The 24,460-nt window shown below is 59.1% G+C and carries 25 protein-coding genes; 8 read left to right on the top strand and 17 right to left on the bottom strand.

Features of this window, described 5'->3' with window-relative positions; genetic code table 11:
- Positions 1–13 precede the first annotated feature (13 nt).
- The gene (locus BFL40_RS21190) at positions 14–298 is read right to left on the bottom strand and encodes a DUF3509 domain-containing protein (RefSeq protein WP_071485763.1); all 285 of its coding nucleotides are present in this window, start codon (positions 296–298) and stop codon (positions 14–16) included.
- Between the two features lie 314 nt (positions 299–612).
- Here BFL40_RS21190 and BFL40_RS21185 point away from each other — a divergent pair, with 314 nt between their 5' ends.
- Together BFL40_RS21185 and BFL40_RS21180 are read left to right on the top strand one after the other, a co-directional pair.
- Complete coding sequence (locus tag BFL40_RS21185) at positions 613–834, top strand: hypothetical protein (RefSeq protein WP_071485762.1); 222 nt, start codon at positions 613–615, stop codon at positions 832–834.
- A gap of 137 nt (positions 835–971) precedes the next feature.
- On the top strand, positions 972–1,625 hold the full coding sequence (locus BFL40_RS21180; RefSeq protein WP_071485761.1) for a response regulator: 654 nt from the start codon (positions 972–974) through the stop codon (positions 1,623–1,625).
- On the opposite strand, the gene BFL40_RS21175 is transcribed toward BFL40_RS21180, so the two are convergent.
- The 11 genes from BFL40_RS21175 to ffh all read right to left on the bottom strand — a co-directional run bounded on the left by BFL40_RS21175 (position 1,594) and on the right by ffh (position 15,000).
- Complete coding sequence (locus BFL40_RS21175; protein WP_071485760.1) at positions 1,594–2,838, bottom strand: EAL domain-containing response regulator; 1,245 nt, start codon at positions 2,836–2,838, stop codon at positions 1,594–1,596. The two genes, BFL40_RS21180 and BFL40_RS21175, sit on opposite strands and share 32 nt — an antisense overlap.
- Before the next feature lie 72 nt (positions 2,839–2,910).
- The gene (locus BFL40_RS21170) at positions 2,911–6,462 is read right to left on the bottom strand and encodes an ATP-binding protein (RefSeq protein WP_218176751.1); all 3,552 of its coding nucleotides are present in this window, start codon (positions 6,460–6,462) and stop codon (positions 2,911–2,913) included.
- A 161-nt stretch (positions 6,463–6,623) separates the two neighbouring features.
- Entirely contained in the window at positions 6,624–8,033 is a 1,410-nt protein-coding gene (thrC, locus tag BFL40_RS21165) for a threonine synthase (protein ID WP_071485758.1), read from the bottom strand.
- A gap of 67 nt (positions 8,034–8,100) precedes the next feature.
- Positions 8,101–9,405 carry a homoserine dehydrogenase gene (locus BFL40_RS21160; RefSeq protein ID WP_071485757.1) on the bottom strand — a complete coding sequence of 435 codons (1,305 nt, stop codon included), beginning with the start codon at positions 9,403–9,405 and terminating at the stop codon, positions 8,101–8,103.
- 129 nt (positions 9,406–9,534) lie between these two features.
- On the bottom strand, positions 9,535–10,266 hold the full coding sequence (locus BFL40_RS21155; RefSeq protein WP_071485756.1) for a thioredoxin fold domain-containing protein: 732 nt from the start codon (positions 10,264–10,266) through the stop codon (positions 9,535–9,537).
- Between the two features lie 152 nt (positions 10,267–10,418).
- Positions 10,419–11,315, bottom strand: coding sequence for a site-specific tyrosine recombinase XerD (gene xerD, locus BFL40_RS21150; protein ID WP_071485755.1), 897 nt, complete (start codon positions 11,313–11,315; stop codon positions 10,419–10,421).
- 113 nt (positions 11,316–11,428) lie between these two features.
- Entirely contained in the window at positions 11,429–11,779 is a 351-nt protein-coding gene (rplS, locus tag BFL40_RS21145; protein WP_003175895.1) for a 50S ribosomal protein L19, read from the bottom strand.
- A gap of 45 nt (positions 11,780–11,824) precedes the next feature.
- Positions 11,825–12,598 carry a tRNA (guanosine(37)-N1)-methyltransferase TrmD gene (gene trmD / locus BFL40_RS21140; RefSeq protein WP_174555574.1) on the bottom strand — a complete coding sequence of 258 codons (774 nt, stop codon included), beginning with the start codon at positions 12,596–12,598 and terminating at the stop codon, positions 11,825–11,827.
- Entirely contained in the window at positions 12,580–13,116 is a 537-nt protein-coding gene (gene rimM, locus BFL40_RS21135) for a ribosome maturation factor RimM (RefSeq protein WP_071485754.1), read from the bottom strand. The genes trmD and rimM overlap by 19 nt, the downstream gene beginning before the upstream one ends.
- A gap of 5 nt (positions 13,117–13,121) precedes the next feature.
- Positions 13,122–13,373, bottom strand: a complete 252-nt coding sequence (gene rpsP, locus BFL40_RS21130) for a 30S ribosomal protein S16 (RefSeq protein WP_016971935.1) — start codon at positions 13,371–13,373, stop codon at positions 13,122–13,124.
- A gap of 250 nt (positions 13,374–13,623) precedes the next feature.
- Positions 13,624–15,000, bottom strand: coding sequence for a signal recognition particle protein (gene ffh, locus BFL40_RS21125; protein WP_071485753.1), 1,377 nt, complete (start codon positions 14,998–15,000; stop codon positions 13,624–13,626).
- Between the two features lie 234 nt (positions 15,001–15,234).
- Between ffh and BFL40_RS21120 the strand changes: the two genes are divergently transcribed.
- The 3 genes from BFL40_RS21120 (at position 15,235) to BFL40_RS21110 (ending at position 18,866) form a co-directional block, all read left to right on the top strand.
- Positions 15,235–16,047, top strand: a complete 813-nt coding sequence (locus tag BFL40_RS21120; protein ID WP_071485752.1) for a cytochrome C assembly family protein — start codon at positions 15,235–15,237, stop codon at positions 16,045–16,047.
- A 12-nt stretch (positions 16,048–16,059) separates the two neighbouring features.
- Complete coding sequence (locus tag BFL40_RS21115; protein ID WP_071485751.1) at positions 16,060–17,298, top strand: transporter associated domain-containing protein; 1,239 nt, start codon at positions 16,060–16,062, stop codon at positions 17,296–17,298.
- Positions 17,299–17,555: 257 nt separating this feature from the next.
- Positions 17,556–18,866, top strand: a complete 1,311-nt coding sequence (locus BFL40_RS21110) for an MFS transporter (RefSeq protein WP_071485750.1) — start codon at positions 17,556–17,558, stop codon at positions 18,864–18,866.
- A 120-nt stretch (positions 18,867–18,986) separates the two neighbouring features.
- Here the strand turns inward: BFL40_RS21110 and purT are convergent, their stop codons facing one another.
- The 5 genes from purT to BFL40_RS21085 all read right to left on the bottom strand — a co-directional run bounded on the left by purT (position 18,987) and on the right by BFL40_RS21085 (position 22,192).
- Complete coding sequence (gene purT, locus BFL40_RS21105) at positions 18,987–20,168, bottom strand: formate-dependent phosphoribosylglycinamide formyltransferase (protein WP_071485749.1); 1,182 nt, start codon at positions 20,166–20,168, stop codon at positions 18,987–18,989.
- Between the two features lie 69 nt (positions 20,169–20,237).
- Positions 20,238–20,705: a VUT family protein gene (locus tag BFL40_RS21100; protein ID WP_071485748.1), complete on the bottom strand. Its 468-nt coding sequence runs from the start codon at positions 20,703–20,705 to the stop codon at positions 20,238–20,240.
- Positions 20,706–20,817: 112 nt separating this feature from the next.
- Positions 20,818–21,033 carry a DUF1289 domain-containing protein gene (locus tag BFL40_RS21095; protein WP_071485747.1) on the bottom strand — a complete coding sequence of 72 codons (216 nt, stop codon included), beginning with the start codon at positions 21,031–21,033 and terminating at the stop codon, positions 20,818–20,820.
- Positions 21,030–21,554: a gamma carbonic anhydrase family protein gene (locus BFL40_RS21090; protein WP_071485746.1), complete on the bottom strand. Its 525-nt coding sequence runs from the start codon at positions 21,552–21,554 to the stop codon at positions 21,030–21,032. Before BFL40_RS21090 ends, BFL40_RS21095 begins: the two co-directional genes overlap by 4 nt.
- 35 nt (positions 21,555–21,589) lie before the next feature.
- Positions 21,590–22,192 carry a CoA pyrophosphatase gene (locus tag BFL40_RS21085; RefSeq protein WP_071485745.1) on the bottom strand — a complete coding sequence of 201 codons (603 nt, stop codon included), beginning with the start codon at positions 22,190–22,192 and terminating at the stop codon, positions 21,590–21,592.
- A gap of 146 nt (positions 22,193–22,338) precedes the next feature.
- Here BFL40_RS21085 and BFL40_RS21080 point away from each other — a divergent pair, with 146 nt between their 5' ends.
- From BFL40_RS21080 to BFL40_RS21070, 3 genes are all read left to right on the top strand, one after another.
- Entirely contained in the window at positions 22,339–22,887 is a 549-nt protein-coding gene (locus BFL40_RS21080) for an NUDIX hydrolase (RefSeq protein ID WP_071485744.1), read from the top strand.
- A gap of 38 nt (positions 22,888–22,925) precedes the next feature.
- Positions 22,926–23,429, top strand: coding sequence for a L,D-transpeptidase family protein (locus BFL40_RS21075; RefSeq protein ID WP_071485743.1), 504 nt, complete (start codon positions 22,926–22,928; stop codon positions 23,427–23,429).
- Positions 23,430–23,691: 262 nt separating this feature from the next.
- Positions 23,692–24,450 (top strand): GntR family transcriptional regulator, encoded by a 759-nt coding sequence (locus BFL40_RS21070; protein ID WP_071485742.1) that lies wholly within the window; start codon positions 23,692–23,694, stop codon positions 24,448–24,450.
- Positions 24,451–24,460: the final 10 nt, after the last annotated feature.

The following is a 24,460-nucleotide window of genomic DNA, read 5'->3' as shown; positions in this document are numbered from 1 at the left end:
AATAAAATTTTCTTCATGCGATGGCGGCACCACGGGTTTGAGCAGCATTGCGCAAGGCTGCGATGACGGAGGGCTCCAGACGGCCTTCGGCAATTTTGAGGTCGCGTAGCAAGCAGTCCACCACATCCACCAACACGCGTTTATCCATCAATTGCGCCTGGTCGACTTCGCGCTCGACCACGATAGCGCCAGCGGGGCTCTTCACGGTCACCAGGCACTCGCCCTGCACACCGGAGGTGGTCAGCGTAACCTGATAAGGGCTCAGTGCTTCTTCGAGCAATAGGCTGATACTTTCCATCTCGATCACCACTCAATAGTTCGGGAACAATCGTTTCAACGTGAGCTGTATCTATCCTAAGTGACTGGTTATGACGTAGGAAAGTTCGCTTTATCGTCTTTATGGGGTCGTCGGGGAGTGACGAGATCCAGCATGCGCCAGCAATATGACAACCAAAAAACGGCCGCACATAACTGCTTACTCAATGGGCGTTTTTTTGGGGGTTTGTCGGGGGCTGAAGCTCAAGGTGAATCCTATACTCGGTGAGCGCTGGTAGTGCTGCCACGCAGGCAAAAGCGCATGTCAAAAGGCCCTTATCGCGAAGGATGAACATGATGTTGAAATACAATGAACAGCTAGCTTCGATGGAGAGAATGCATGCCGACATATCACGTATCTACGCTGAGATATCACGTATGTATGCCGAACAAGGCAAGCTCAACGCTGAGGCCCTGAAAATAACCCGTGAGACTTTCTGGTATCCCATGGGGGTAGCGATGGCTGTTGTCGCTACGATTGCTTCAATTACGGGAATGGCCATTAAATTTTTCTTATAAAGCAGCCTTCGACCGGGCCTGCCAGAAACGAAAAACGCCGCTGCCCCAAGGAAGGGAAGGCGGCGTTTTTGCACGGGGGTCGAGCATACCTAGCGCCTTAACAGGCTAGAATCCCCGAATTATCCCGGGAGCCCGTCTTGAGAGCAGCGTCTGAAAAGCCACTACGCATCGTCCTGGCCGACGACCACCCGATTTTCCTCATCGGTTTGCGGGCGGTCCTGGAGCGCGACGAACGGCTGACAATCGTCGGTGAAGCCACATCCCCTCAGGCCCTTGCCGAACTGTTGCGCCATTGTGCCTGTGATGTGCTGGTCACCGACTTCATGATGCCCGCCGAACCCCAGGCCGATGGCTTGCGCCTGATTGAACAGTTGCGCCGACATTACCCGGCGCTGCCGATTTTGGTCGTGACCATGCTCAATAACGCGGGGTTGTTTCATGCCATCCTTGAGCTAGGCGTTATGGGCCTGTTGAGCAAGGCCAGCCTCGCAGATGAACTGCCGCAAGCCATTCGCCACGTACGCCGACAGCAACGCTACGTGGCCCACACCATCCGTCAGGCATTGAGCGCGGTAGGCGACAGTCGAGTGCACTCCCCGGACCCGCTGTCCCCCCGTGAGCTGGAAGTTATCCGCCTGCTCACCAGCGGGTTGACGGTGGGCGAGATCGCCGCAAGCCTGCATCGCAGCAAGCAAACCGTCAGCGCACAAAAAGTCAGCGCCATGCGTAAGCTTGGCCTGAGCAACGATGCCGCCCTGTTTATCTATGTGCAGGAACACGGGCTGGCCTAGCCTGCAGCGCGATCCATTCTTTCAGCATCCTGGCGTCCATCGGTGGGGCGATCAGGCAGCCTTGCAACCAGACGGGGCCTAATTCGCAGACGGCGTCACGGTCAGCCACGGTTTCAACGCCGGTGACCACCACGTCCACTCCCAGACGCCCGGCCATGCTCATAGCCCCCGCAACCAGGGCAGCCTTGCGTTCGTCGCTAGCCATCCCACAGGCAAAGGCCGGAGGAATTTTCAGCTCGGTGAAAGGCAACTCCAGCAACCGCTGCAAGCTGGTGCCGCCCACGCCGAAGTCACCGATCGACAGCTTGCAACCCACCATCCGCAAGCGCAGCAACCCCGTGACGTGGGTGCTGTCAGTCTTCAACCGGCAGGTTTCAACCAATTCCAGGGTCAGGCTGTGGGCTGGCACGGCGTAGCGATGCAGTAACCCTTGCAGCCTTTGGGGAAAGTCCTGGCGTTCCAGCATGCGCCCGGGAATATTGACCGCTATCGGCAACACCGTGCCCATGTCTCTCAGTACGAGCCCAGCAAGGCCCAGCGCCTCTTCGAGCACATGCCAGGTAAACGATTCCTCCATGCCGGCAAACTCCAGCACTGACAAAAATGCGTCAGGCAGCAGCAGGCCACCCTCAGGTTGCTGCCACCGCCCCAGCGCCTCAACGCCTTGCAACTCCCCCGCTTGACTGACGATAGGTTGAAACCAGGCACGGGCGCAGCGTGCGATGGTCGCCTGGCTAACCTGCGCGACTGGTGACAATGCATCGATTTTGCTCAAGCCCAGCACCTCATGCACCCGATCCCAAGACATCACGGACGGTCCTGGACGCAAGCGTTGCTGACAGGTAGCCAGTAACTGCCCGATCAACACCGCCGAAGCCGGCTTGGGCAAGCACCCCAGCACGTTGAGGCCCAATTGGCGCGCCATGTTCGCGACGCCCTCCAATACCTCAGGCTCGGCATTACTCAGCAAGATCAGGACTTGTGCCAGCCGGCGCTCGGCCAACTCACGGATCAGTTCCAGCCCGTCGCCCTGCTCCAGGTACAGATCGCAAATGGCGATGTCCACCGGCCCCTTGCTCTCCAGGGACTGACGAGCCGCATCGACACTTTCGGCCGTCAGCACATTGAACACGCCATTGGCGTTGAGCATCTGGTGCAAGGCCATCAGTTGGAACGGGTTGTCTTCAAGAAGCAGGACATTGAGGGAGCGCATGAGGAACGATACCGGCAGGAGCGAGGCCGTGCAGACTAGCCAAAACCCCGGTGTTACCCCATAGGACGCGTCCTATTGTTGCAGATCCAGACAGGGCTCCAGGTCGCGCCGAAACTCACTCAGCGCATCGTTCAATGTCAGCCAGTGCGCTTCGATCTCGGCCGTGCGTTGTTCGCGTACACAACGCTCGAGGGCCACGCAGGCCTTGGCCAGTGGCAACGCGTCGACCAGACTGCAAATGCCCTTGAGGCGATGTAGCGAGGTGGTCACCCGCACCAGATCTTGATCCACCAAGGCCTCTGCCATAAGGGTTTGCTCGTGTTCAAGGCTCTTCGCCAACTCCTGCAACATCCGCTGCAGGACCGGCCCGTCAGCCTGGGTCATGGTCCGCAGGGTCTGGATATCAAACGAGCGCACAGGGGCCACGCGGGCAAGTACCCGGGCCCAACACTCCAGTGTCACAGGCTTGACCAGCAGTTCGTCCATCCCCGCCTCCTGGCAACGTTGCTGCTCGTCATCCAAGGCGTTGGCCGTGCAACCCACCAGCGCACAACGGGGCCTTTGCTCCTGGGCTTCAATCTGTCGGATGGCCTCGCTCAAGGCATAGCCGGACATCCCCGGCATCTGGCAATCCGTCACCAATACGTCGAACGCCTCGCGGCGCCAACGCGCCAACGCGGCTTCGGCCGAATCAAGGGCGACCACTTGATGGCCAAGAAACTGCAGTTGCTGAGCCAGCACCAAGCGATTGGCCGGCAGGTCATCCACAATCAGCACTGACAGCACGCGGCCGGCGGGAGGTAATGACTCCTGCGGGGCTGCCTGTACATCGTCACTGGCGATTCGGTCCAGGTAGAGGTCGATACACACCACCGTACCTTCCCCCTCAACGCTGTGTAGTGTGATTTTCCCGCCCATCAACTCCACCAGTTGTTGGCAGATACTCAAACCCAGGCCACTTCCGCCGTGCTCGGCGGCGGTCAATGGACTGACCTGGATAAACGGCTTGAACACCTGTGCCTGCTGTTCCAACCCGATTCCCGGGCCGTTATCTTCAACACACAGATGCAAATACTCAGCCCCCGCCTCATCACGCATACGCGTCACGCTGACACGGACTTCGCCCTGCTCGGTGAACTTGAGCGCATTGCCCAACAGGTTATGCATGACCTGCCGCAGGCGCAGCGGATCGAACCAGTAAAAGCCATGGGCCGCTGGGTCAAAGGCCAGGGTCAGGTGCAGGCCCTTTTTCTGTGCAGAGGCTTCAAACAAGCGCTGGATGCCTTCGAAAAAGCCTCGCAGGTCAGTAGTCTGCGGCGCCAGTTGCAGATGGCCGGCTTCGATCTTTGCCAGGTCTAGGCTGTCGCCCATCAGCGCGATCAATTCCCTGGCCGAGCGATGGGCCACCCGCAGTGCCTCGGAAACTCTCGTGCCTTGGGCCAACGCGCGCTCCTGCTCCAATTCAAGCAAACCGATGATGGCGGTCATCGGTGTGCGAATCTCGTGGCTCAAGGTAGAGAGAAAGGCGCTTTTGGCGTAGTTCGCTTCGTCAGCGGACTGACGTGCGTCCATCAACTGGTGTTCCAGCAGCTTGCGCTCGTTGATATCGATCCAGCCACCGAGTAAGCCTTGCAGTTGGCCCTGGGCATCAAAGAACGGCACTGTCCACTGATAGACATGAACAACCCCAGTGTTGAACTCCAGCTCTCGATCTACGAACAACGACTGCTGTGTCGCCAGTTGCTCCATATGGCTGGCGTGCAGGCGCAGAGCCGTGGTTTCGGGCATCAGGCCACTCTCCATCAGCGTCAGACCCTGGATCAGTTCACGCCGAGTGGCCAGTTGCTGCTCATAACTGGTGTTACAGGTCACCAACCGACCGGCAAGATCACGGACAAATACTGGATTGGGCATGCCATCGAGCAAGGCGCGCTTGAACGCCAACTGGTCATTGAGTCGATGCTCAGCCTCCAGTCGATGACGAATCTGACGCTTGAGCCGGTTGTTCCACATCAGCGAAACCAGCACAAACAACAAAGCCACGGCGACCGTCCAATAAGCCCAGGCGGGAACACGTTGCCAGGCAGGCACGGGGACCGGCACAGTACCCAGCCAGCGCAAGCGTAACGCACCCAACTCGGCCACCGGCAATGCTTCCAGGGCCTTGTTCAAGATGCTCAGCAGTTGTGGCAAATCCTTGCGCACCGAGAAGCAGTTGGACGACCACTTGCCCTCCACGCTGCGGCCAATACGCAACTCATCGGCCGGATAGCTCTGCACCTCTACCTCACTCTGGATCGTCGCCGCAGCCAGGCCCCGCTTCACCAGATCACGGGCCTGGGCGTAATTTTCCACTGGCCGCAGTTGAATCCCCGGATGCTCACGGCGAATGTAATCTTCCAACACGTGGCGTGCGGGCAGCGCCAATACCTTGCCCGACAGTTCGCTCAAGCGGGTCAACGGTGTTGCCTCGGCGCGCTGGATAAACACCCAACCGGAGCCGCCAAAACCATGACTGAAATTGAGAAACGCCGAGCGTCGCTGATTCTCGGCCAGGGTGGTATTCATGTCCGCCGCTCCCGTCCTCAACGACTCCAGGGTCTGCACGGTGGAAGACGCTTCCTCAAGGACGAACTGCAAACCGGTCATCCGCGAAATCCGATTGAGCAGGTCGACGTTCAAGCCTACCCAATGACCGTCCTTGTCTTTGAACACATACGGTGACAGTTGCTGGGAGACCACAACCACATGGGGATGCTGGAGCACCCACGCCTGCTCCGTGGCCGACAGGACAACACGTTCAGTGGCCATGCCGACACCCAGGCCAGTGGTCCAGCGGGCGAGGATTTCCCGTTGTACCGACTCATCGATACTGGCCAGCGCCCGATCCATCATCGCGCCCAACAGCGGGTCGGCTTCACGGGTGGCAAAGGCAAAACCAATCGGGGCCAACCGGCTCTCCAACTTTATCTGCAACCCCAGGTAAGGCCGTAGCGACTTGTAGGCCCGCACGATCACCTCGTTGCCGATAAACGCATCGGCATCGCCCTGGTTCAATGCTTCCAGGCCGCTGTAGAGATTGGGGGCCAGCATGATATGGCTGGCGGGATAAGCTGCATGGACGTTCTTGACGTTGGCATAGCCGTCGAGCAACACCACCTTCTTGTCCTCAAGGCCCTCGTTGCGGGTGATGTCATCCCGGCGCATGACCACCACCGAACGATCCGGCATGTAGTCACGGGTGAACTGCAACCCAGGTACATCGCGCTCATAACCGTTGGCACTGGTCAGGATATCGATAGCACCACTGCGCAAGGCCTCCACTGCCTGGGCCCGCTCGGAAAACCCAAGCACTTGCATCGGCACATCCAGCCTTGCACCCACCAGGCTCAGGTAGTCGGCACTGATGCCTTGATAGCGGTTGCGGTCGCGGGTGATATCAATCGGCTGGTAGTCAGCAATCGAAATACCGACTTTCAATGTTCGATGGGCCGCCAGCCATTGCTGCTCAGTGGCCGTCAAGGGCATAGGTGCCAGAGGAATAAACGCCGGTACCAGTTTAAACGGCAAGCTGACGGCAGCCAGGCTTGGGGAGCCATGGGCGAGTATCAGCACGCATGCCAACCACACAGACCATCGGGTCGAGAAACACACCGTGTCAGTTTCCTTGAACTCTTCTTGTTATGTGAACGCGCGCCCGGAGAGCGCCCAACGCAAGTATGGCTCGCCAGAATGAAAAAGCCCGTCACGAAGACGGGCTTGATCCACCACGCAAAGCCTCTGGATCAGAGCGGCTTGCCACGGTTGCCATGCTGGCTGACAAACGCTTGCACAGCCTTCAGGTCATTGGCCAGTACCGTGCAACGCTCTTCGCGCTCAAACAGGTCGGCCAAGTGCTCCGGCAATTCCAGCGCCTTGCCAACACCTGCCTTCTCCACCGCTTCCGGAAATTTGACCGGGTGGGCAGTGCCAAGAATCACCATCGGGATATCCAGGCTACGGCGGCATTCGCGGGCAGCTTTGACGCCGATGGCGGTGTGCGGGTCCAGCAACTCGCCAGTCTGGGCGTAGACTTCGGCGATGGTTTCGCACGTCTGCGCATCGTCCACGGCCAAGGAGTCGAACAACTTGCGGGTTTCGGTCCAGCGCTCTTGCTCGACGCTGAAACCGCCACCGCTTTTGAAGTTATCCATCAGACCGGCGATGGCTGCACCGTTGCGACCGTGCATGTCGAACAGCAAGCGTTCGAAGTTGGACGAAACCATGATGTCCATGGACGGCGACAGGGTCGCGTGCAGGGTTTCCTTGACGTACCCGTTGCCGCTCATGAAGCGGTGCAGGATGTCGTTGCGGTTGGTGGCGACGATCAACTGGTTGATCGGCAGGCCCATGTTGCGCGCCAGGTAACCGGCGAAGATATCGCCGAAGTTGCCGGTCGGCACCGAGAACGACACCGAGCGCGCCGGGCCGCCCAACTGCAGGGACGCATGGAAGTAGTAGACGATCTGGGCCATGATCCGCGCCCAGTTGATCGAGTTCACCGCCACCAGGCGCGTACCTTTGAGGAAGCTCTGGTCAGCGAAGCTGGCCTTGACCATTTCCTGGCAGTCATCGAAGTTGCCTTCGATGGCAATGTTATGGATGTTCTCACCAAAAATGGTGGTCATCTGGCGACGCTGCACTTCCGACACGCGTTTGTGCGGGTGCAGGATGAAGATGTCGACGTTTTCGCAGTGCTTGCAACCTTCGATGGCCGCCGAGCCAGTATCACCGGAAGTCGCGCCGATGATCACCACGCGCTCGCCGCGCTTCTCCAACACATAATCCAGCAGACGACCCAGCAGTTGCAGGGCGAAGTCCTTGAACGCCAGGGTCGGGCCGTGGAACAGTTCGAGGACCCACTCATTGCCGTTCAGTTGGCGCAACGGGGCGATGGCGTTGTGGGAAAACACGCCGTACGTCTCTTCCAGGATTTTCTTGAAGTCCGCATCCGGAATGCTGCCGGTAACGAACGGGCGCATGACCCGGAACGCCAGCTCGTGGTATGGCAGGCCGGCCCAGGAGGCGATTTCTTCCTGGGTGAAACGTGGCAGGTTTTCCGGCACGTACAGGCCGCCGTCAGTGGCAAGGCCTGCCAGCAAGACGTCTTCGAAATTCAGGGCCGGTGCCTGGCCGCGGGTGCTGATGTAACGCATGACTGGCTCCTCTAAAACATTCTCGAACAGAGGCCGCCGAGCGTACGGGGCCCCTGGAACAAATCGGTTAGTTCAAGTGTTCGACACGAATCCGCACCACCGGGCCGACCACACCTTGCAGGGCTTCCAGGGCGGCGATGGCGTCGTTCATGTGTTGCTCGAGCACGCGGTGGGTCAACAGGATCATCGGCACCTGGCCGTTTTGCTCCTCGACTTCCTTTTGCATGATCGACTCGATGTTGATACCGCGCTCCGACAGGATGCTGGCAACCTGGGCCAATACGCCCGGATGATCTTGGGCCTGGATGCGCAAGTAGTAAGCACTTTCGCAGGCCTCGATCGGCAGGATCGGGTGGGCCGACAGCGAATCCGGCTGGAAGGCCAGGTGCGGTACGCGGTTTTCCGGGTCGCTGGTCATGGCGCGAACCACGTCCACCAGGTCGGCGATCACCGACGAAGCGGTTGGCTCCATACCGGCGCCGGCGCCGTAGAACAGGGTCGAACCTGCGGCGTCACCGTTGACCATCACGGCGTTCATCACGCCATTGACGTTAGCGATCAGGCGGTCAGCCGGGATCAGCGTCGGGTGCACGCGCAACTCGATACCGGCCGGGGTGCTACGCGCCACACCGAGGTGCTTGATCCGGTAGCCCAAGGCTTCGGCGTAGTTCACATCAGCGGTGGTCAGCTTGGTGATGCCTTCGGTGTAGGCCTTGTCGAACTGCAGCGGGATACCAAAGGCGATGGAAGCCAGGATGGTCAGCTTGTGCGCCGCGTCGATACCTTCCACATCGAAGGTCGGGTCGGCTTCGGCGTAACCCAGGGCTTGGGCTTCGGCCAGCACGTCTTCGAAGGTACGGCCCTTCTCGCGCATTTCAGTGAGGATGAAGTTACCGGTGCCGTTGATGATACCGGCCACCCAGTTGATACGGTTGGCGGACAAGCCTTCACGGATAGCCTTGATCACCGGGATACCGCCAGCAACAGCGGCCTCGAACGCAACGATCACGCCCTTCTCACGCGCTTTGGCGAAGATCTCGTTGCCGTGCACGGCGATCAGCGCCTTGTTGGCGGTGACCACGTGCTTGCCGTTCTCGATGGCCTTGAGCACCAGATCACGGGCCACGGTGTAGCCGCCGACCAGTTCGATGACGATATCGATTTCAGGGTTGGTGGCCACGGCGAAGACATCGTTGGTAATCGCAATACCGGTCGTTTGGAACTGAGGCTTTGGCGAACGCGTGGCAATTTGCGCCACTTCAATCCCACGCCCTGCACGGCGGGAAATTTCTTCAGCATTACGCTGAAGTACGTTGAAGGTGCCGCCACCGACGGTCCCTAACCCACAGATGCCTACTTTGACCGGTTTCACTGAAGAACTCCCCATGAAACGGCCGACGCTAGGTCGGCCGTGGAAAACAGCCGCACAACTGCGGCTTTCAATTAATGGCCCGTCGACTTGTCAGCGGGCCATGATCGTCAACGGTTCGACGATGCTGGTTTATTTGGCACTCAGCGCCAGTTTGGCAACTTGTGGTGCCGGCTGGTAGCCCGGAATTACCTGACCGTCAGCTAAAACGATGGCCGGTGTACCGCTCACACCAATGGACTGACCCAGGGCGAACTGCTTGGAAACCGGGTTGGCGCATTTGGCTGCCTTGATTTCCTTGCCGTCGACCATCTTGTCCATGGCCGCTTTCTTGTCGGCCGAGCACCACACCGCTTGCAACTGCTCGTCACCCGGCGAACCCAAGCCCTGGCGCGGGAACGCTACGTAGCGTACTTCCACGCCCAGCTTGTTCAGCGCAGGTATTTCAGCGTGCAACTTATGGCAGTACGGGCAGGTGGTGTCGGTAAACACCGTGATGTGAGTCTTGGTCTCGCCGATAGCCGGGTAGACCACGGTTTCAGCCACCGGAATACCGTTGATCAGCTTGGACACGCCCAGGCGCTCGGCTTTCTCGGTCAGATTGACCGGCTTACCGTTTTGCAACTGGAACAGGTAGCCCTGGACGATGTATTGACCGTCGGCACTGGCGTACAGCACGCGGCTGCCCTTGAGTTTGACTTCATACAGGCCAGCCATCGGGCTGGCACTGATGCTTTCGATCGGCGTGTCGAGCTGCAGGCTCGCCAGGCTCTTGCGGATGATCTGCTCGGCAGCGTCATCGGCGACGACAAAGGTGGAAACCAACGCAATCGCTGCGGCGGCAATAATCTGGGTCAAGCGCATGGGAACTCCTGAAGGCAGATGCAGGGACGGGTGCAGAACACCGATCTGGAAACACGGAGCTATAAACACAAGTCGCCGTCCCCTTTGCTAACCGGCAAAGCCTACCACAGTTGGGCCACGGGTCAGCCCGCAGCGGGAGAAATTGGCGGTTTTCAACCTCGCGGGTGATGCTTGGCGTGCATATCCTGCAAACGGGCCCTCGCCACATGGGTGTAGATCTGGGTTGTGGATAAGTCGCTGTGCCCGAGCAGCATTTGAACAACCCGCAAATCCGCACCGTGATTGAGCAAATGGGTGGCAAATGCATGCCGCAAGGTGTGGGGCGAGAGGCTTTTGCCGATCCCGGCCACCTTGGCCTGGTGCTTGATGCGGTGCCAGAACGTCTGGCGGGTCATTTGCTCACCACGCAGACTGGGGAATAGCACGTCGCTGGGCCGCCCACCGAGCAACTCACTGCGGGCATCACGCATATAGCGCTCAACCCACACAATCGCCTCCTCCCCCATCGGCACCAAGCGCTCCTTGCTGCCCTTGCCCATCACCCGCAACACGCCTTGGCGCAGGTTGACCTGCTCCAGAGTCAGGCTGATCAGCTCGGTCACCCGCAGACCACAGGCATACAGCACTTCGAGCATGGCACGGTCGCGCTGGCCGATGGCTTCGCTCAGATCTGGCGCGGCAAGCAAGGCATCGACATCAGCCTCCGACAGGGATTTTGGCAATGGCCTGCCGAGTTGCGGCATGTCGACCTGCAAGGTTGGATCGAGTGTGATCAGTTTTTCCCGCAGCAAATAGCGATAGAAGCCCCGCACCCCGGAGAGAAATCGCGCAGTCGAGCGCGGCTTGTAGTTCTGCTCCAGACGCCAGGCCAGATGATCCAGGATCAGTTCGCGGCCAGCATTAATTAGCTCGAGGTTTTTCTCCTGCAACCAGCCATTGAATAGGGCCAGATCACTGCGATAGGCCTGGCGAGTGTTGTCTGACAGGCCTTTTTCCAGCCACAGAGCGTCGAGGAAGCGGTCGATCAGAGGGTGGTCAATGGCGGGCATGAGAACTCAGACAGAGAAAGAGGTGGTGTCGATAGATCCTATCGTGACTACTCAAATCGCGGGCACAAAAAAGCAGCCCGTAGGCTGCTTTTTTCTGCATCGGGAAGCTGGACTTAAGCCAGTTTTTCCTTGATGCGAGCTGCTTTACCGGACAGGTCACGCAGGTAGTACAGCTTGGCTTTACGTACGTCACCGCGACGTTTAACGGCCATGCTGTCGATTTGCGGGCTGTAGGTCTGGAAAGTACGCTCTACGCCAACACCGTTGGAGATTTTACGAACAGTGAAAGCACTGTTCACACCACGGTTACGCTTGGCGATTACCACGCCTTCGAACGCTTGCAGACGCGAACGGTCGCCTTCCTTCACTTTCACCTGAACGACAATAGTGTCGCCCGGGGCAAAGGTAGGGATCTCTTTGGTCATCTGCTCTGCTTCGAGTGCAAGGATGATTTTGTTAGTCATGCTGTGCTCCTAAGGTAAGTCAATGGACCTACCATCGATACGTTGTTAACTATCGTCCCGCGCGAGGATGTATTCCTCGAGCAGCTTCTTCTCTTCTCCAGAAAGCGAGCGGCTTTCCAGAAGATCGGCGCGTCGTTCATAGGTCCGACCAAGGGACTGCTGTAAACGCCAACGCCGGATGTGTGCGTGATTGCCACTTAGCAATACGTCGGGAACACGCTGATCCGCATACACCTCCGGTCGGGTGTAGTGCGGGCAATCCAGCAAACCATCCGTGAAGGAATCTTCCTCCGCGGAGTCCGCATGCCCTAAAGCTCCAGGCAGCAGTCGTGTAACCGCATCTATCAGGACCATCGCCGGCAGCTCGCCGCCAGACAGGACATAGTCCCCAATCGACCACTCTTCATCGACATGAGCATCAATAAAACGCTCGTCAATGCCTTCATAGCGACCGGCAATCAGGATTAATGCTTCCTCATTCGCCAGTTCGCGGACCCCAGCCTGTTTCAGCTGGCGGCCTTGAGGGGACAGGTAAATTACCTTCGCCTTCTCCCCGGCGGCTGCCTTGGCCTGAACCAATGCATCTTCCAGGGGCTTGATCTTCATCACCATGCCCGGACCACCGCCAAATGGGCGATCGTCCACAGTGTGATGTCGATCCGTCGTGTAGTCTCGCGGGTTCCAACAGGTGAGCTGCAAGAGCCCCTGTTTCACCGCCCGACTGGTGATGCCGTACTCGCTGATAGCGGAAAACATCTCGGGAAACAAACTGATCACTTCAATGCGCAAATTAGCCACGCTTAGAAGTCCGCATCCCATTCCACCTTCATCTCGCCCGCTGCCAGGTCGACGGCCAACACGCATTGCTCGGTATACGGCAACAGGCGTTCGCGATCATCCAGGCTGCCAGCGCAAGGCTTGACCACCATTACATCATTGGCGCCGGTTTCCAGAAGATGATCGATTTTCCCGAGCAATTGCCCAAGTTGATCAATAACCTTCAGACCTTCCAGCTGGTACCAGTAGTACTCGCCGTCGGTCAATTCAGGGAACAGGTCTCGCGGCACGCAGATCTCATAACCGGCCAGAAGACGAGCTTCTTCACGATCATCAAGACCCTTGAGCTTTGCGACCAGGAACTTATCGCTCCCGCGTCCACTGACCAGCTCGACCTGTTTCACACTACCTTCGCGCTTGAGCGTCCAGGTTTTGTACTGCAACAGGTTTTCAGTCGGATCAGTAAAGGAATACACCTTCACTTCGCCGCGAACGCCATGAACAGAGTAAATCTTGCCGATAACGATCAAATCATCAGCAACAGCTGGCGTCGCGTTCATATTGCTCAGGCTGCGGCCTTAGCCGAGTCCTTCAACAACTTGGCAACACGCTCAGAAGGCTGTGCACCAACGCTCAGCCAGTAGGCTACGCGCTCTTGGTTCACGGACAGGCGGACTTCTTGACCACGAGCGATCGGGTTGTAGAAGCCAACTTGTTCCTTGTGAGAGCCGTCACGTGGGTTACGGCTGTCAGTTACGGTCAAGTGGTAAAACGGGCGCTTTTTGGAGCCGCCAAGGGCAAGACGGATTGTTAGCATGTGAACATCGTTCCTGTAGTCGGTGCTGCAAATCTAAATGCACAGCGGGCATAGGTGCCCGAAAGGCCGCATATTCTAAGGAATATCCGGACTTTTGCAAATGTCTTTTTCTGGCGCCTATCAGCGTGCCATTCAGATCTGCTATAGAGCCGTCGGTTAAAACGGCTGATCAGCTCCCGCTAACTGCGGGTTTGCTGGAGATCCCACGTCCTTGTGGGTCGGAGCAAAGGCGGACCTTTGCTCGAATACTTTACATTTTCGGCATGCCGCCGCCGGGCAACATACCGCCCATGCCGCGCATCATCTTGGCCATCCCGCCTTTGGCGGAGAACTTCTTCATCATCTTCTGCATCTGCTTGTGCTGCTTGATCAAGCGACCGATGTCCTGCACCTGAGTGCCGGAACCCATGGCGATCCGACGCTTGCGCGAACCGCTGATCAGCTCAGGGTCGCGGCGCTCGGCCGGAGTCATGGAGTTGATGATGGCTTCCATTTGCTTGAATTGCTTCTCTGCCGCGCCCTGGGCATTGCCCATTTGCGCCAGGTTCACACCGCCGATGTTCGGCAGTTTGTCCATGAGGCCGCCAAGGCCGCCCATGTTTTTCATCTGTTGCAGCTGGTCGCGGAAGTCTTCGAGATCGAAGCCCTTACCCTTCTTCAGCTTCTTGGCCAGCTTATCGGCCTTGTCTTTGTCGAGGGTCGCTTCGGCCTGTTCGATCAGGCTGAGCACGTCGCCCATGCCAAGGATCCGCGAGGCGATACGCTCTGGGTGGAACGGCTCGAGCGCTTCGCTCTTCTCGCCCATACCAATGAACTTGATCGGCTTGCCGGTGATGGCACGTACCGACAGCGCGGCACCACCACGGGCGTCGCCGTCGACTTTGGTCAGGATCACGCCGGTCAGCGGCAGCGCATCGCCAAAGGCCTTGGCGGTGTTGGCCGCATCCTGGCCGGTCATGGCATCGACCACAAACAACGTCTCGACCGGGTTGATCGCGGCATGCAGCGCCTTGATCTCGCCCATCATCTCTTCATCGATGTGCAGGCGACCGGCGGTATCGACGATGACCACGTCGATGAATTTCAGCTTCGCTTCTTTAATAGCCGCGTTGGCAATGTCGACCGGCTTCTGGCTCAGGTCGGACGGGAAGAAGGTCACCCCCACTTCGCCGGCGAGCATTTCCAGCTGTTTAATAGCGGCCGGACGGTACACGTCAGCCGACACCACCATCACGGTTTTCTTCTTGCGCTCTTTAAGGAAGCGCGCCAGCTTGCCGGCGGTGGTGGTTTTACCCGCACCTTGCAGACCGGCCATCAGCACGACGGCCGGTGGCACAGCGCTGAGGTTCAAATCTTCGTTGGCCGCACCCATCAGGCTTTCGAGTTCGGCCTGGACGATCTTCACAAAGGCCTGGCCCGGGGTCAGGCTGCGGGACACTTCGGTGCCCACTGCGCGCTCTTTGACCGAGTTGACGAAGTCCTTGACCACAGGCAAGGCCACGTCGGCTTCCAGCAACGCCATGCGCACTTCACGCAGGGTGTCTTTAATATTGTCCTCGGTCAGCTTGGCCTTGCCGGTTACGTGGCGCAGCGTCTGCGAGAGACGGTCAGTCAGATTTTCAAACATGCGCGATCCTTTCAGGCCCTATTCATCGAAGTGAAGTGGTAGACCGAGGTAATGGCGGCCCAGGCTGTGGTAAATCGCTATTAAAAACAGCGCTCGGCGAGCCTGCGGCGTGGGCAGGTCGCGGATTATAGCGAAGACTGCCGCCGTGCACACCCGCTGTCTGGCCTGAGAGTCTTTCGTGTTACGCAGGGGTATGCCAAACTCAGCGCCTTTCGGGCCTGCCTAACAGGATTTATGCTCCCCTTGTCACCCAGTTTGCTACCCAGCCTCGCCGCCGCCATCTTGTATGCCGCTGCGACCCTCTATCAGGGCACTCGTCTGGCCCAAGGCACCAAGGTGGACAAACGCCTGCTGGTTGGCCTTGGCGTCCTGGCCTTGCTGGCTCATGCCGCGAGCCTGTTTACCCACCTGATGACCCCGGTCGGACTGGGCCTGGACTTTTTCAGCGCCGCCAGCCTGATTGCCGCCGCCGTTATCGCATTGACCCTGCTGGCCTGTTATCGGATCCCCGTCGAGAATCTGCTGGTGCTGCTATTCCCACTGGGAATGCTGACGGTACTGCTCGCGCATTTCACACCGACCGGCACCGTGCAGGTGATCGATGAGGAACCGGGCATCCTCGCCCACATCCTGTTGTCGATCCTCGCCTACGGCATGTTTACCATCGCGGTATTTCAAGCCCTGCTCCTGCTGCTGCAGGACCACCAGCTTAAAAACAAACACCCTTCCGGATTGATCAAGAACTTCCCGCCGCTGCAAACCATGGAAAGCCTGCTGTTCGGTTTCCTGTGGGCCGGCTGGACACTGCTGTCGCTGTCGCTGATTTCCGGCTGGTTGTTCGTCGAAAACCTGTTCGCCCAGCACCTGGTGCATAAAACCCTGCTGGCGTGCCTGGCCTGGGTGGTGTTCAGCGTGTTGCTGTGGGGCCGTAACCGCCTCGGCTGGCGTGGGCACAAGGCGATCCGCTGGACCCTGGCCGGTTTCTGCCTGCTGATGCTGGCCTATTTCGGCAGCAAGCTGGTTCGCGAATACATCCTGCATATCTGACGGGCAGCGATCATGGACAACTTGCCCCTTGGGCCGATGCTCGCGGTAATTGCCTTACTGGTGTTATGGGCGGCACTGTTTACCGCCATCGAAGCCGCGCAACAACACCTGCTGGCCCTGCGCCCCGGCACGCGCCAGGGTGACAAGGCTGCCGCCCGCCTGAACTTCCCGCGTAACAGCCTGATCTTGTGCAACAGTTTGTGCCGTGCTGCAGTGGTAATTCTCTGCACGCTGCTGGCGATCTATGCCTGGGCGCAGAACGGCCCGTGGCTCGGCTGGCTGATCTCCTGCGCCACTTTACTGATACTCGCCGACTATCTGCCTCGCGCCCTCGCCACCCGACATCCGCAAGCAGTGCTGGGCTTTGGCAATACGCTGCTGGGCGTGCCACTGAAAATCCTCTATCCCTTGGCCTGGCTACTCAATGGCCTCAGCCTGCTGCTGCTGCGACCGTTTGCGCGTAAAACCGGCGCTGTGAAAAAGAGCGACGAGCCGCTGCCCAACGATGACGATGAAGCGGAGCCCGAGACCGACGATGACCGCAGGCGTGGCATGCCTGGCATCCACGCCTTGGACAACATCACGGTCAACGACATTCTGGTACCGCGCAGTGAAGTGGATGGCATCAACCTGGATGACTCGGTCGAAGAAATCATCGAGCAACTGCGCACCTCCCAGCGCACTCGCCTCCCGGTGTTTTACAGCGATATCAACCAAGTCGAAGCCGTGCTCAACACACGCCAGATCCAGCACCTGCTGCCCGACGCCAGCTTGACCAAGGAAGCCTTGCTCGCTGCCTGCCACGAGCCCTACTTCGTTCCGGAAAGCACGCCTCTGCAACTGCAACTGCTGAATTTCCACAAGCAGCAGCGCCGCCTGGGCATGGTGGTGGACGAATACGGCGAAGTGCTGGGCATCGTCACCTTGGAAGACATCCTCGAAGAGATCGTCGGCGAATTCGAAAGCGAACAGAGTGCGGACAACCCGCATATCGAAGCGCAACCCGACGGCCGCTATATCATCGACGGCGCCGCCTCGATCCGCGAACTGAACAAGAGCCTGGGCTGGCACTTGCCCAGCGACGGCCCCAAGACCCTCAACGGCCTGGTAACCGAGGCACTGGAGACCATTCCCGACTGCGCGGTGTGCCTGAAAATCGGCCGCTATCGCCTGGAAATCCTCGAGACCGAGGATAACCGCGTCAGCAAGGTGCTGATCTGGCACACCAGCCGAGTGCCGGTGGCTGCCTGAACTAGCGCCTACATTTTGATTTGCGGCGTTTCAGCCCCCCTTGTTGTATGTCCAACCCCCTTCCTATAATCGGCGCAGCTTACCAGAGCTGCGCCCGACCGCGTGCTACTCGCACTGAGCGCGTCCAGGCACCGCCTTATCGTGTCTGACCGGTGTTTGCTCCCATCCCGAGCTGCACCGCGCACAACCCTGATCCATGGGTGTTCGACCAATAATAATCCGCGTCCAAACGCGCAATGACCGCCAGGGATACCTCAATGAGCACCACCTATAACGAGGCCGCAACCGCCGCCCCGACCAACTCGACCGCACGGGTCGCTACCGCGAGCATCGTCGGTACGGCCATCGAGTTCTACGATTTCTATATCTACGCGACCGCTGCTGCACTGGTGATCGGCCCGGTATTCTTCCCACAGACCTCCGGCACCGCGCAGATGCTGGCGTCGTTTCTGACCTTTGGTATCGCCTTTATTGCCCGCCCACTGGGGTCGGCGCTGTTCGGCCACTTTGGTGACCGCATCGGGCGAAAATCGACTCTAGTGGCTTCGCTGCTATTGATGGGGGTCTGCACCACGCTGATTGGTTTGCTGCCTGGCTATGACAGCATCGGGGCCTGGGCGCCGATTCTGTTGTGCGTGCTGCGTTTCGGCCAGGGCCTGGGCCTTGGTGGGGAATGGGGTGGCGCGGCATTGCTGGCCACCGAGAACGCACCGAAGGGCAAACGTGCCTGGTTCGGCATGTTCCCGCAACTGGGCCCATCGATTGGGTTCCTGGCGGCCAATGGCTTGTTCCTGATCCTGGCCATAAGCCTGAACGACGAACAATTCCGCAGTTGGGGCTGGCGCATCCCGTTCATCCTCAGCGCCGCGCTGGTAATGGTGGGGCTGTATGCACGGCTGAAACTGCATGAAACCCCGGTGTTCGCCAACGCCGTGGCAAAAGAAGCCCCGGTAAAAGTACCGTTGGTGGAACTGTTCAGCCAGCATTGGCTGCCCGTGCTGCTGGGCGCGGCATCGATGGTGGTGTGTTACGCGCTGTTCTATATCACCACCGCATTTTCCCTGAGCTACGGCGTTTCAACCTTGGGTTATAGCCGCGAGACGTTCCTGGGACTGCTGTGTTTTGCGGTGCTGTTCATGGGGCTAGCCACGCCGCTGGCGGCCTTGGCCAGTGATCGATATGGACGCAAGCCGGTGCTGATCGTTGGCGCAGTCCTGGCGATCCTTTCGGGTTTCACCATGGAGCCACTGCTGACCCATGGCTCGACCTGGGCCGTGGCGTTGTTCCTGGCGTTGGAGCTGTTCCTGATGGGCGTAACCTTCGCCCCGATGGGCGCGATGTTGCCGGAACTGTTTCCGACCCGCGTGCGCTATACCGGCGCTTCGGCAGCGTACAACCTGGGTGGGATTGTGGGGGCCTCGGCCGCGCCGTTTTTCGCAACCAAGCTGGTGGCGATGGGTGGCCTGAGTTATGTCGGCGGGTATGTGTCGGCGGCAGCGTTGCTGAGTTTGATTGCGGTGCTGTGCCTGAAAGAGACGCGGGATAACGATTTGAACAAAGTCGCCTAACCCATGATCATTCCCACGCTCTGCGTGGGAATGCAGCCCGGGACGCTCTGCGTCCCAAAGCGTGACGCGGAGCGTCACATGAGGCATTCCCACGCAGAGCGTGGGAACGATCAGGGTGAGTTAGAGTTCTACAACAACCGCCTGAGAAGCACGGGTAGCCTTAGCCCGAGCCGCTTCAATCGACTCATCCCGCGCCAACGCCACACCCATCCGACGCTGGCCATTCACCTCCGGCTTACCAAACAGACGCAACGCCGTGTCCGGCTCGCTCAACGCAGCACCGAGGTTGGCGAAGGCTGTCTGGGTCGACTGCCCTTCCACCAGAATCACCGCCGAAGCCGAAGGCCCGAACTGACGGATCAAAGGGATCGGCAGGCCAAGAATGGCGCGCGCATGCAGGGCAAACTGCGACAGATCCTGAGAAATCAATGTCACCAAACCGGTGTCATGCGGACGCGGCGACACTTCGCTGAACCACACCTGATCACCCTTGATAAACAACTCCACGCCAAACAGACCACGGCCACCCAGCGATTCGGTCACGGCTTTGGCAACACGCTCGGACTCAGCCAGGGCAATCGGGCTCATGGCCTGTGGCTGCCAGGATTCCTGGTAGTCGCCCTTCTCCTGACGATGGCCAACTGGCGCGCAGAAGGTGGTGCCGCCGATGTGACGCACGGTCAGCAGCGTGATTTCGTAGTCGAAGTCGATAAAGCCTTCGATGATCACGCGACCTTTACCGGCACGGCCGCCTTCCTGGGCGTAATCCCAGGCTTTCTGCACGTCGTCAGCGCTGCGCAGCAAGCTCTGGCCCTTGCCCGACGAACTCATCACAGGCTTGACCACACATGGGAAGCCCAGGTCTTGCACGGCCTTTCTGTAGTCTTCGAAGGTGTCAGCAAAATGATACGGCGAGGTCGGCAGGTCCAGCTCTTCAGCGGCCAGACGACGGATGCCTTCACGGTTCATGGTCAGCGAAGTGGCACGCGCGGTCGGGATCACGGTGAAGCCTTCGGCTTCCAGTTCCACCAGGGTGGCGGTGGCGATGGCTTCGATTTCCGGCACGATGAAGTGCGGTTTCTCGGCTTCGATCACGGCACGCAGGGCGGCGCCGTCGAGCATGTTGATCACGTGGCTACGGTGCGCAACCTGCATGGCCGGCGCATTGGCGTAGCGATCCACGGCAATCACTTCAACGCCCAGGCGTTGCAGTTCGATTACCACTTCCTTGCCCAGCTCACCGCAGCCACACAGCAAAACGCGGGTCGCGGTTGGCGACAATGGAGTTCCGATTCGGGTCATCTCAGGTCCTCAGGGGAGCGGATCATGGGGAGAAAGGCCGGCATTTTACATGAACTGTAAAAATTGGCCTCAGTTGGCGACGGCCCGTTTGCGCAGACGCCAGGCCATGATCAGCCACACCACCGTAACCCCTGCAAATTTCGACACCAACGCAGTGCCGGCCACCGCAGGGGTCAGCGCGCCGATCAGGCCGAAGAAGATAAACGTATCGAGGGGAATGCTCAGCGCCGAACTTATCCACAGGCGATCGTGAAGCGGGCGCTTGGTGATGCTGAACACCAGCCAGTCAATGCACTCGGACACCGCGAAGGCTGTGGCGCTGGCCAAGGCAATGGCCGGGTCGGAGGTGATATACGACAGCACCAGCGCTGCCAGCATAGCGATGATCGCACCGTGGCCGAAGCGGGTTTGCACCATGTCGCGCAGGATAAATACCAGACCGCCCCAGGCCGACCAGATGACATCCAGATGCGGGGCGGTGGAGAAGGCAAAGTTGATCAGCACGACACTGCTGATGTAGGCGATCAGAAAGAGCATGGGGCGAGGGACCTGTGGGTAATGCGCACAGGGTAATGCACCGCAACCCGTGTGGCGAGCGGGCTTGCCACAACAAGCCCGCTCACCACAGGAAGCCTGTCGACCACGATAGTCAGGCGCCGGGTTTCCCGGGAATCATCCACACCAACCCACTCGCCTTCGCCCGTTCATGGCACAACCCCAGCACCACCCGGCGTTCAGCATTGTCCATGCGGCTCCACCGCGTAATCTCATCCACCGTACGCTGGCAGCCGGTGCAGATATCGTCATCATCCAGCGCACAAATATTCACGCACGGCGAGGCGACGGGCCGTTCAATCGGGTTCATTCTTCCTGCTCTACCAAGTCACGCGCATAGCGCTGGGCGTTATGCACATAGTGCGCGGCGCTGGCTTCGAGCATCCGCTTCTGTGCTTCAGTCAGCTCGCGCACCACCTTGCCCGGCGAGCCCATCACCAACGACCCATCGGGAATTTCCTTGCCTTCGCCGATCAGCGAATTGGCGCCGATGATGCAGTGCTTGCCGATCTTGGCGCCATTGAGGATCACCGCGTTGATGCCGATCAGGCTGTAGTCGTCGACGGTGCAGCCATGCAGCATCGCGTTATGACCGATGGTCACGCCGGTGCCCAGGGTCAGCGGGTAGCCCATGTCGGTGTGCATCACGCTGCCATCCTGCACATTGCTGTTCTTGCCGATCAGGATCAGTTCGTTGTCGCCACGCAACACCGCGTTGAACCAGACGTTGGCACCCTCCTCCAGCTTGACCTTGCCCACCAGCGTGGCATTAGGTGCCACCCAGCTGTGTGGATGAGTCTCGACGCGGGCGTCGCCAAGGCGGTATTTCATGGTTTTTCCTCACGGCTCGCCATTCAAACGATGGCTTAGATATTGATGAAGCTCTTGGGCGGCTGATGCAGACTGATCTTGGCGTCGTCATAGAGCAGATTGATCAGTTCGACAATCATGATCGCCGTCAGCCCCCAGATCTTGTATTCGCCAAATCGGTAACTGGGCACGTACCAACTGCGGCCCTGGTAATCGATTCTATGGGTATGTTCACGCGGGTCCTGGCGGAAGAAATCCAAGGGCACGCTGAAGACGGCGGCAATCTCGGCATCATTGGCCAGGTATTCGACATAGTCAGGGATAATCCCGACATAGGGCGTGACACGAATGCCATGCAATGAAATCAGCGGGCTCAACGGCCCGATCACTTCCACCAGGCCAGGCGGCAGGCCGATCTCTTCTTCGGCTTCGCGCAGCGCGGTAAAGATCAGGTCCGGGTCCTCAGGGTCACGTCGCCCGCCGGGAAACGCCACTTCGCCACCGTGGGTCGACAGGCCGCTGGCGCGCAGGGTCAAGATCAGCTCAGGTTCGTCACTGCGGGTAATCGGCACCAGCACCGCGGCCTCGGGGAAACGCCCGTCAGTTTCCAGTGTGTGAGGGGTGTGATTGCTTACCCGGCGAAGTAGCTCGTCCAGCATGAGTCATCTCGGTCTGTTGGCTACCTTGCATCATGCACCAAAGCGTGCGGGTGCCCAACCCCAAACCTTAGGCGTGTCGCGAAACGACAACTTGCAGGAAAGCCAGGCACCAAGCCAAGATGTGCCCACTCCTCAGGAACCCCAGCATGAACTTCTGCAGCCAGTGCGGTAAACCGGTTACCCAGCGCATTCCCGAAGGCGACGCACGCCTGCGCTTTGTGTGTGATCACTGCTCGACCATTCACTATCAGAACCCCAATATCGTCGCCGGTACCGTGCCGGTGTGGGGCGATAAAGTGCTGCTGTGCCGACGTGCCATCGAGCCGCGCCTGGGTTACTGGACCCTGCCCGCAGGTTTTATGGAAAACGGCGAAACCGTGGAGCAAGCCGCTGCGCGCGAAACCCTGGAAGAAGCCTGCGCCCGCGTGTGCAACCTGAGCATTTACACCTTGATCGACGTACCGCACATCAGCCAGGTGCACATTTTCTACCGCGCCGATCTGGTCGACCTGGACTTCGCCGCCGGCCCCGAAAGCCTGGAAGTGAAGCTGTTTGATGAAGCCGACATCCCTTGGTCCGAGCTGGCTTTCCGCACGGTCGGGCGTACCTTAGAATGCTTCTTCGCTGACCGTCGGCAACAGGTGTTCCCGGTACGCAGCGAGTCGGTGCCGCCCATGATGCCGTCGGCCAAATAACATTCCAGGCAGCACCTTTTACAAGGGAAACCGTTTTAATGCGTCTGTTGCTTGCTCTTATCTGTCTGTCGTTCGCTACCCTGTCTTCGGCCTCTACTGTGGAAATCATCGGCGGTAAACCTGTCGAGAAAATCCTGGTCCTCAAGTCTGCCCATCAGCTGCAACTGATCAACGACGGCAAGCCCCTCAAGACCTATCGTATCTCCCTGGGCAAAAACCCCAAGGGCACCAAGCTGCTCGAAGGCGACCGCCGCACGCCGGAAGGTTTTTATTGGATCGACTGGCGCAAGACCAGCGACCGCTTCAACCTGTCCATGCACATCTCCTACCCCAATATCAGCGACTCCGCCCGCGCCCGCCGCGAAGGCGTGAGCCCCGGCGGCATGATCATGATCCACGGCACCCCCGACAGCGAAGAGTACCCGGAGGAGTGGCTCCACACCCTGGACTGGACCGACGGCTGCATCGGCATGCGCAACATGGACATGCGTGAAGTCTGGAACCTGGTCAAAGACGGCACCATGGTCGAGATTCGCCCTTAATCTCGTACCGTTCGTAAAATAATTCGAAAATAATTCCTGCCCCTGGCAGCGCCTGCCGGTGAATACCAGTTCACCGCGCCGGGCTGCGTAGTTCTGCGCGCGATACAGACCTCTCTAATACCACTTGATACCAGGCCCCATTGCAGGGCCCTAAAACCATTGCTTGCACCGTTTTTGCTGCATTGACATGGTATTTAAGTGGTATTAATTTCCGGCCATTACCGGGCGACAACACTCCAATAACGCATCGGAAACCTGACAGATGAATCCCATCCTGGCCTTGCGCCCCGACGACAAACAATCCACGCCGCTGTACTTGCAATTGGCGCGCAGCCTGGAGGCGGCGATCCATGCCGGCCAGTGGAAATCCGAACAGGCCTTGCCATCGGAGCGCGCCCTCAGTGAGCAACTGAGCATTTCGCGGGTCACCGCCCGCAAAGCGCTGGAAGTGCTGTTCGCCCAAGGCTTGATCCGACGCAGCCAAGGCTCCGGCACCTTTATCACGCCACGCCTGGAACAACCGCTGTCGCGCCTGTCGGGGTTCAGCGAAATGCTGCGACTCAAAGGTTTTGTGCCCACCTCTCAATGGTTGGAGCGCGACATCACCCCGCCGACCCACGAAGAACTGATCCGCCTGTGCCTGTCGCCTACCGACAAAGTGGCGCGCCTCAAACGTCTGCGTAAGGCCGACGACACAGTGATGGCAATTGAAATGACCACCATGCCCGCCTCGGTGTTGCCGCATCCGCAAGCCATCGGCAATTCGCTGTACGAATACCTGGAAGGCATCGGCAAGCCCATCGTGCGCGCCCTGCAGCATATCCAGGCAATCAACGCCTCGGATGAGTTCGCCAAGTTGGTGGGCATCGCCCCCGGCACCGCCATGCTGCTGATGACCCGTGTCGGCTACACCGCCGACAACACGCCGATTGAAATCACCGACACCTACTGCCGCAACGACTACTACGACTTCGTCGCAGAGCTGCGCCGCCACGACTATTCCGCTGAATTGCGACTCTAGAGAACTGCCC

The sequence above is a fragment of the Pseudomonas costantinii genome, from assembly GCF_001870435.1.
GTDB lineage: Bacteria > Pseudomonadota > Gammaproteobacteria > Pseudomonadales > Pseudomonadaceae > Aquipseudomonas > Aquipseudomonas costantinii.
This window is presented reverse-complemented; position numbering and strand designations above follow the sequence as displayed.

Bases quoted from the DNA above. Each gene is read 5' to 3' on its own strand.
- BFL40_RS21190 (WP_071485763.1), bottom strand. From the start codon at position 298: ATGGAAAGTATCAGCCTATTGCTCGAAGAAGCACTGAGCCCTTATCAG.
- BFL40_RS21185 (WP_071485762.1), top strand. From the start codon at position 613: ATGTTGAAATACAATGAACAGCTAGCTTCGATGGAGAGAATGCATGCC.
- BFL40_RS21175 (WP_071485760.1), bottom strand. From the start codon at position 2,838: ATGCGCTCCCTCAATGTCCTGCTTCTTGAAGACAACCCGTTCCAACTG.
- thrC (WP_071485758.1), bottom strand. From the start codon at position 8,033: ATGCGTTACATCAGCACCCGCGGCCAGGCACCGGCCCTGAATTTCGAA.
- BFL40_RS21155 (WP_071485756.1), bottom strand. From the start codon at position 10,266: ATGCGCTTGACCCAGATTATTGCCGCCGCAGCGATTGCGTTGGTTTCC.
- xerD (WP_071485755.1), bottom strand. From the start codon at position 11,315: ATGCCCGCCATTGACCACCCTCTGATCGACCGCTTCCTCGACGCTCTG.
- rplS (WP_003175895.1), bottom strand. From the start codon at position 11,779: ATGACTAACAAAATCATCCTTGCACTCGAAGCAGAGCAGATGACCAAA.
- trmD (WP_174555574.1), bottom strand. From the start codon at position 12,598: ATGGGATGCGGACTTCTAAGCGTGGCTAATTTGCGCATTGAAGTGATC.
- rimM (WP_071485754.1), bottom strand. From the start codon at position 13,116: ATGAACGCGACGCCAGCTGTTGCTGATGATTTGATCGTTATCGGCAAG.
- rpsP (WP_016971935.1), bottom strand. From the start codon at position 13,373: ATGCTAACAATCCGTCTTGCCCTTGGCGGCTCCAAAAAGCGCCCGTTT.
- ffh (WP_071485753.1), bottom strand. From the start codon at position 15,000: ATGTTTGAAAATCTGACTGACCGTCTCTCGCAGACGCTGCGCCACGTA.
- BFL40_RS21120 (WP_071485752.1), top strand. From the start codon at position 15,235: ATGCTCCCCTTGTCACCCAGTTTGCTACCCAGCCTCGCCGCCGCCATC.
- BFL40_RS21115 (WP_071485751.1), top strand. From the start codon at position 16,060: ATGGACAACTTGCCCCTTGGGCCGATGCTCGCGGTAATTGCCTTACTG.
- BFL40_RS21110 (WP_071485750.1), top strand. From the start codon at position 17,556: ATGAGCACCACCTATAACGAGGCCGCAACCGCCGCCCCGACCAACTCG.
- purT (WP_071485749.1), bottom strand. From the start codon at position 20,168: ATGACCCGAATCGGAACTCCATTGTCGCCAACCGCGACCCGCGTTTTG.
- BFL40_RS21100 (WP_071485748.1), bottom strand. From the start codon at position 20,705: ATGCTCTTTCTGATCGCCTACATCAGCAGTGTCGTGCTGATCAACTTT.
- BFL40_RS21095 (WP_071485747.1), bottom strand. From the start codon at position 21,033: ATGAACCCGATTGAACGGCCCGTCGCCTCGCCGTGCGTGAATATTTGT.
- BFL40_RS21090 (WP_071485746.1), bottom strand. From the start codon at position 21,554: ATGAAATACCGCCTTGGCGACGCCCGCGTCGAGACTCATCCACACAGC.
- BFL40_RS21085 (WP_071485745.1), bottom strand. From the start codon at position 22,192: ATGCTGGACGAGCTACTTCGCCGGGTAAGCAATCACACCCCTCACACA.
- BFL40_RS21080 (WP_071485744.1), top strand. From the start codon at position 22,339: ATGAACTTCTGCAGCCAGTGCGGTAAACCGGTTACCCAGCGCATTCCC.
- BFL40_RS21075 (WP_071485743.1), top strand. From the start codon at position 22,926: ATGCGTCTGTTGCTTGCTCTTATCTGTCTGTCGTTCGCTACCCTGTCT.
- BFL40_RS21070 (WP_071485742.1), top strand. From the start codon at position 23,692: ATGAATCCCATCCTGGCCTTGCGCCCCGACGACAAACAATCCACGCCG.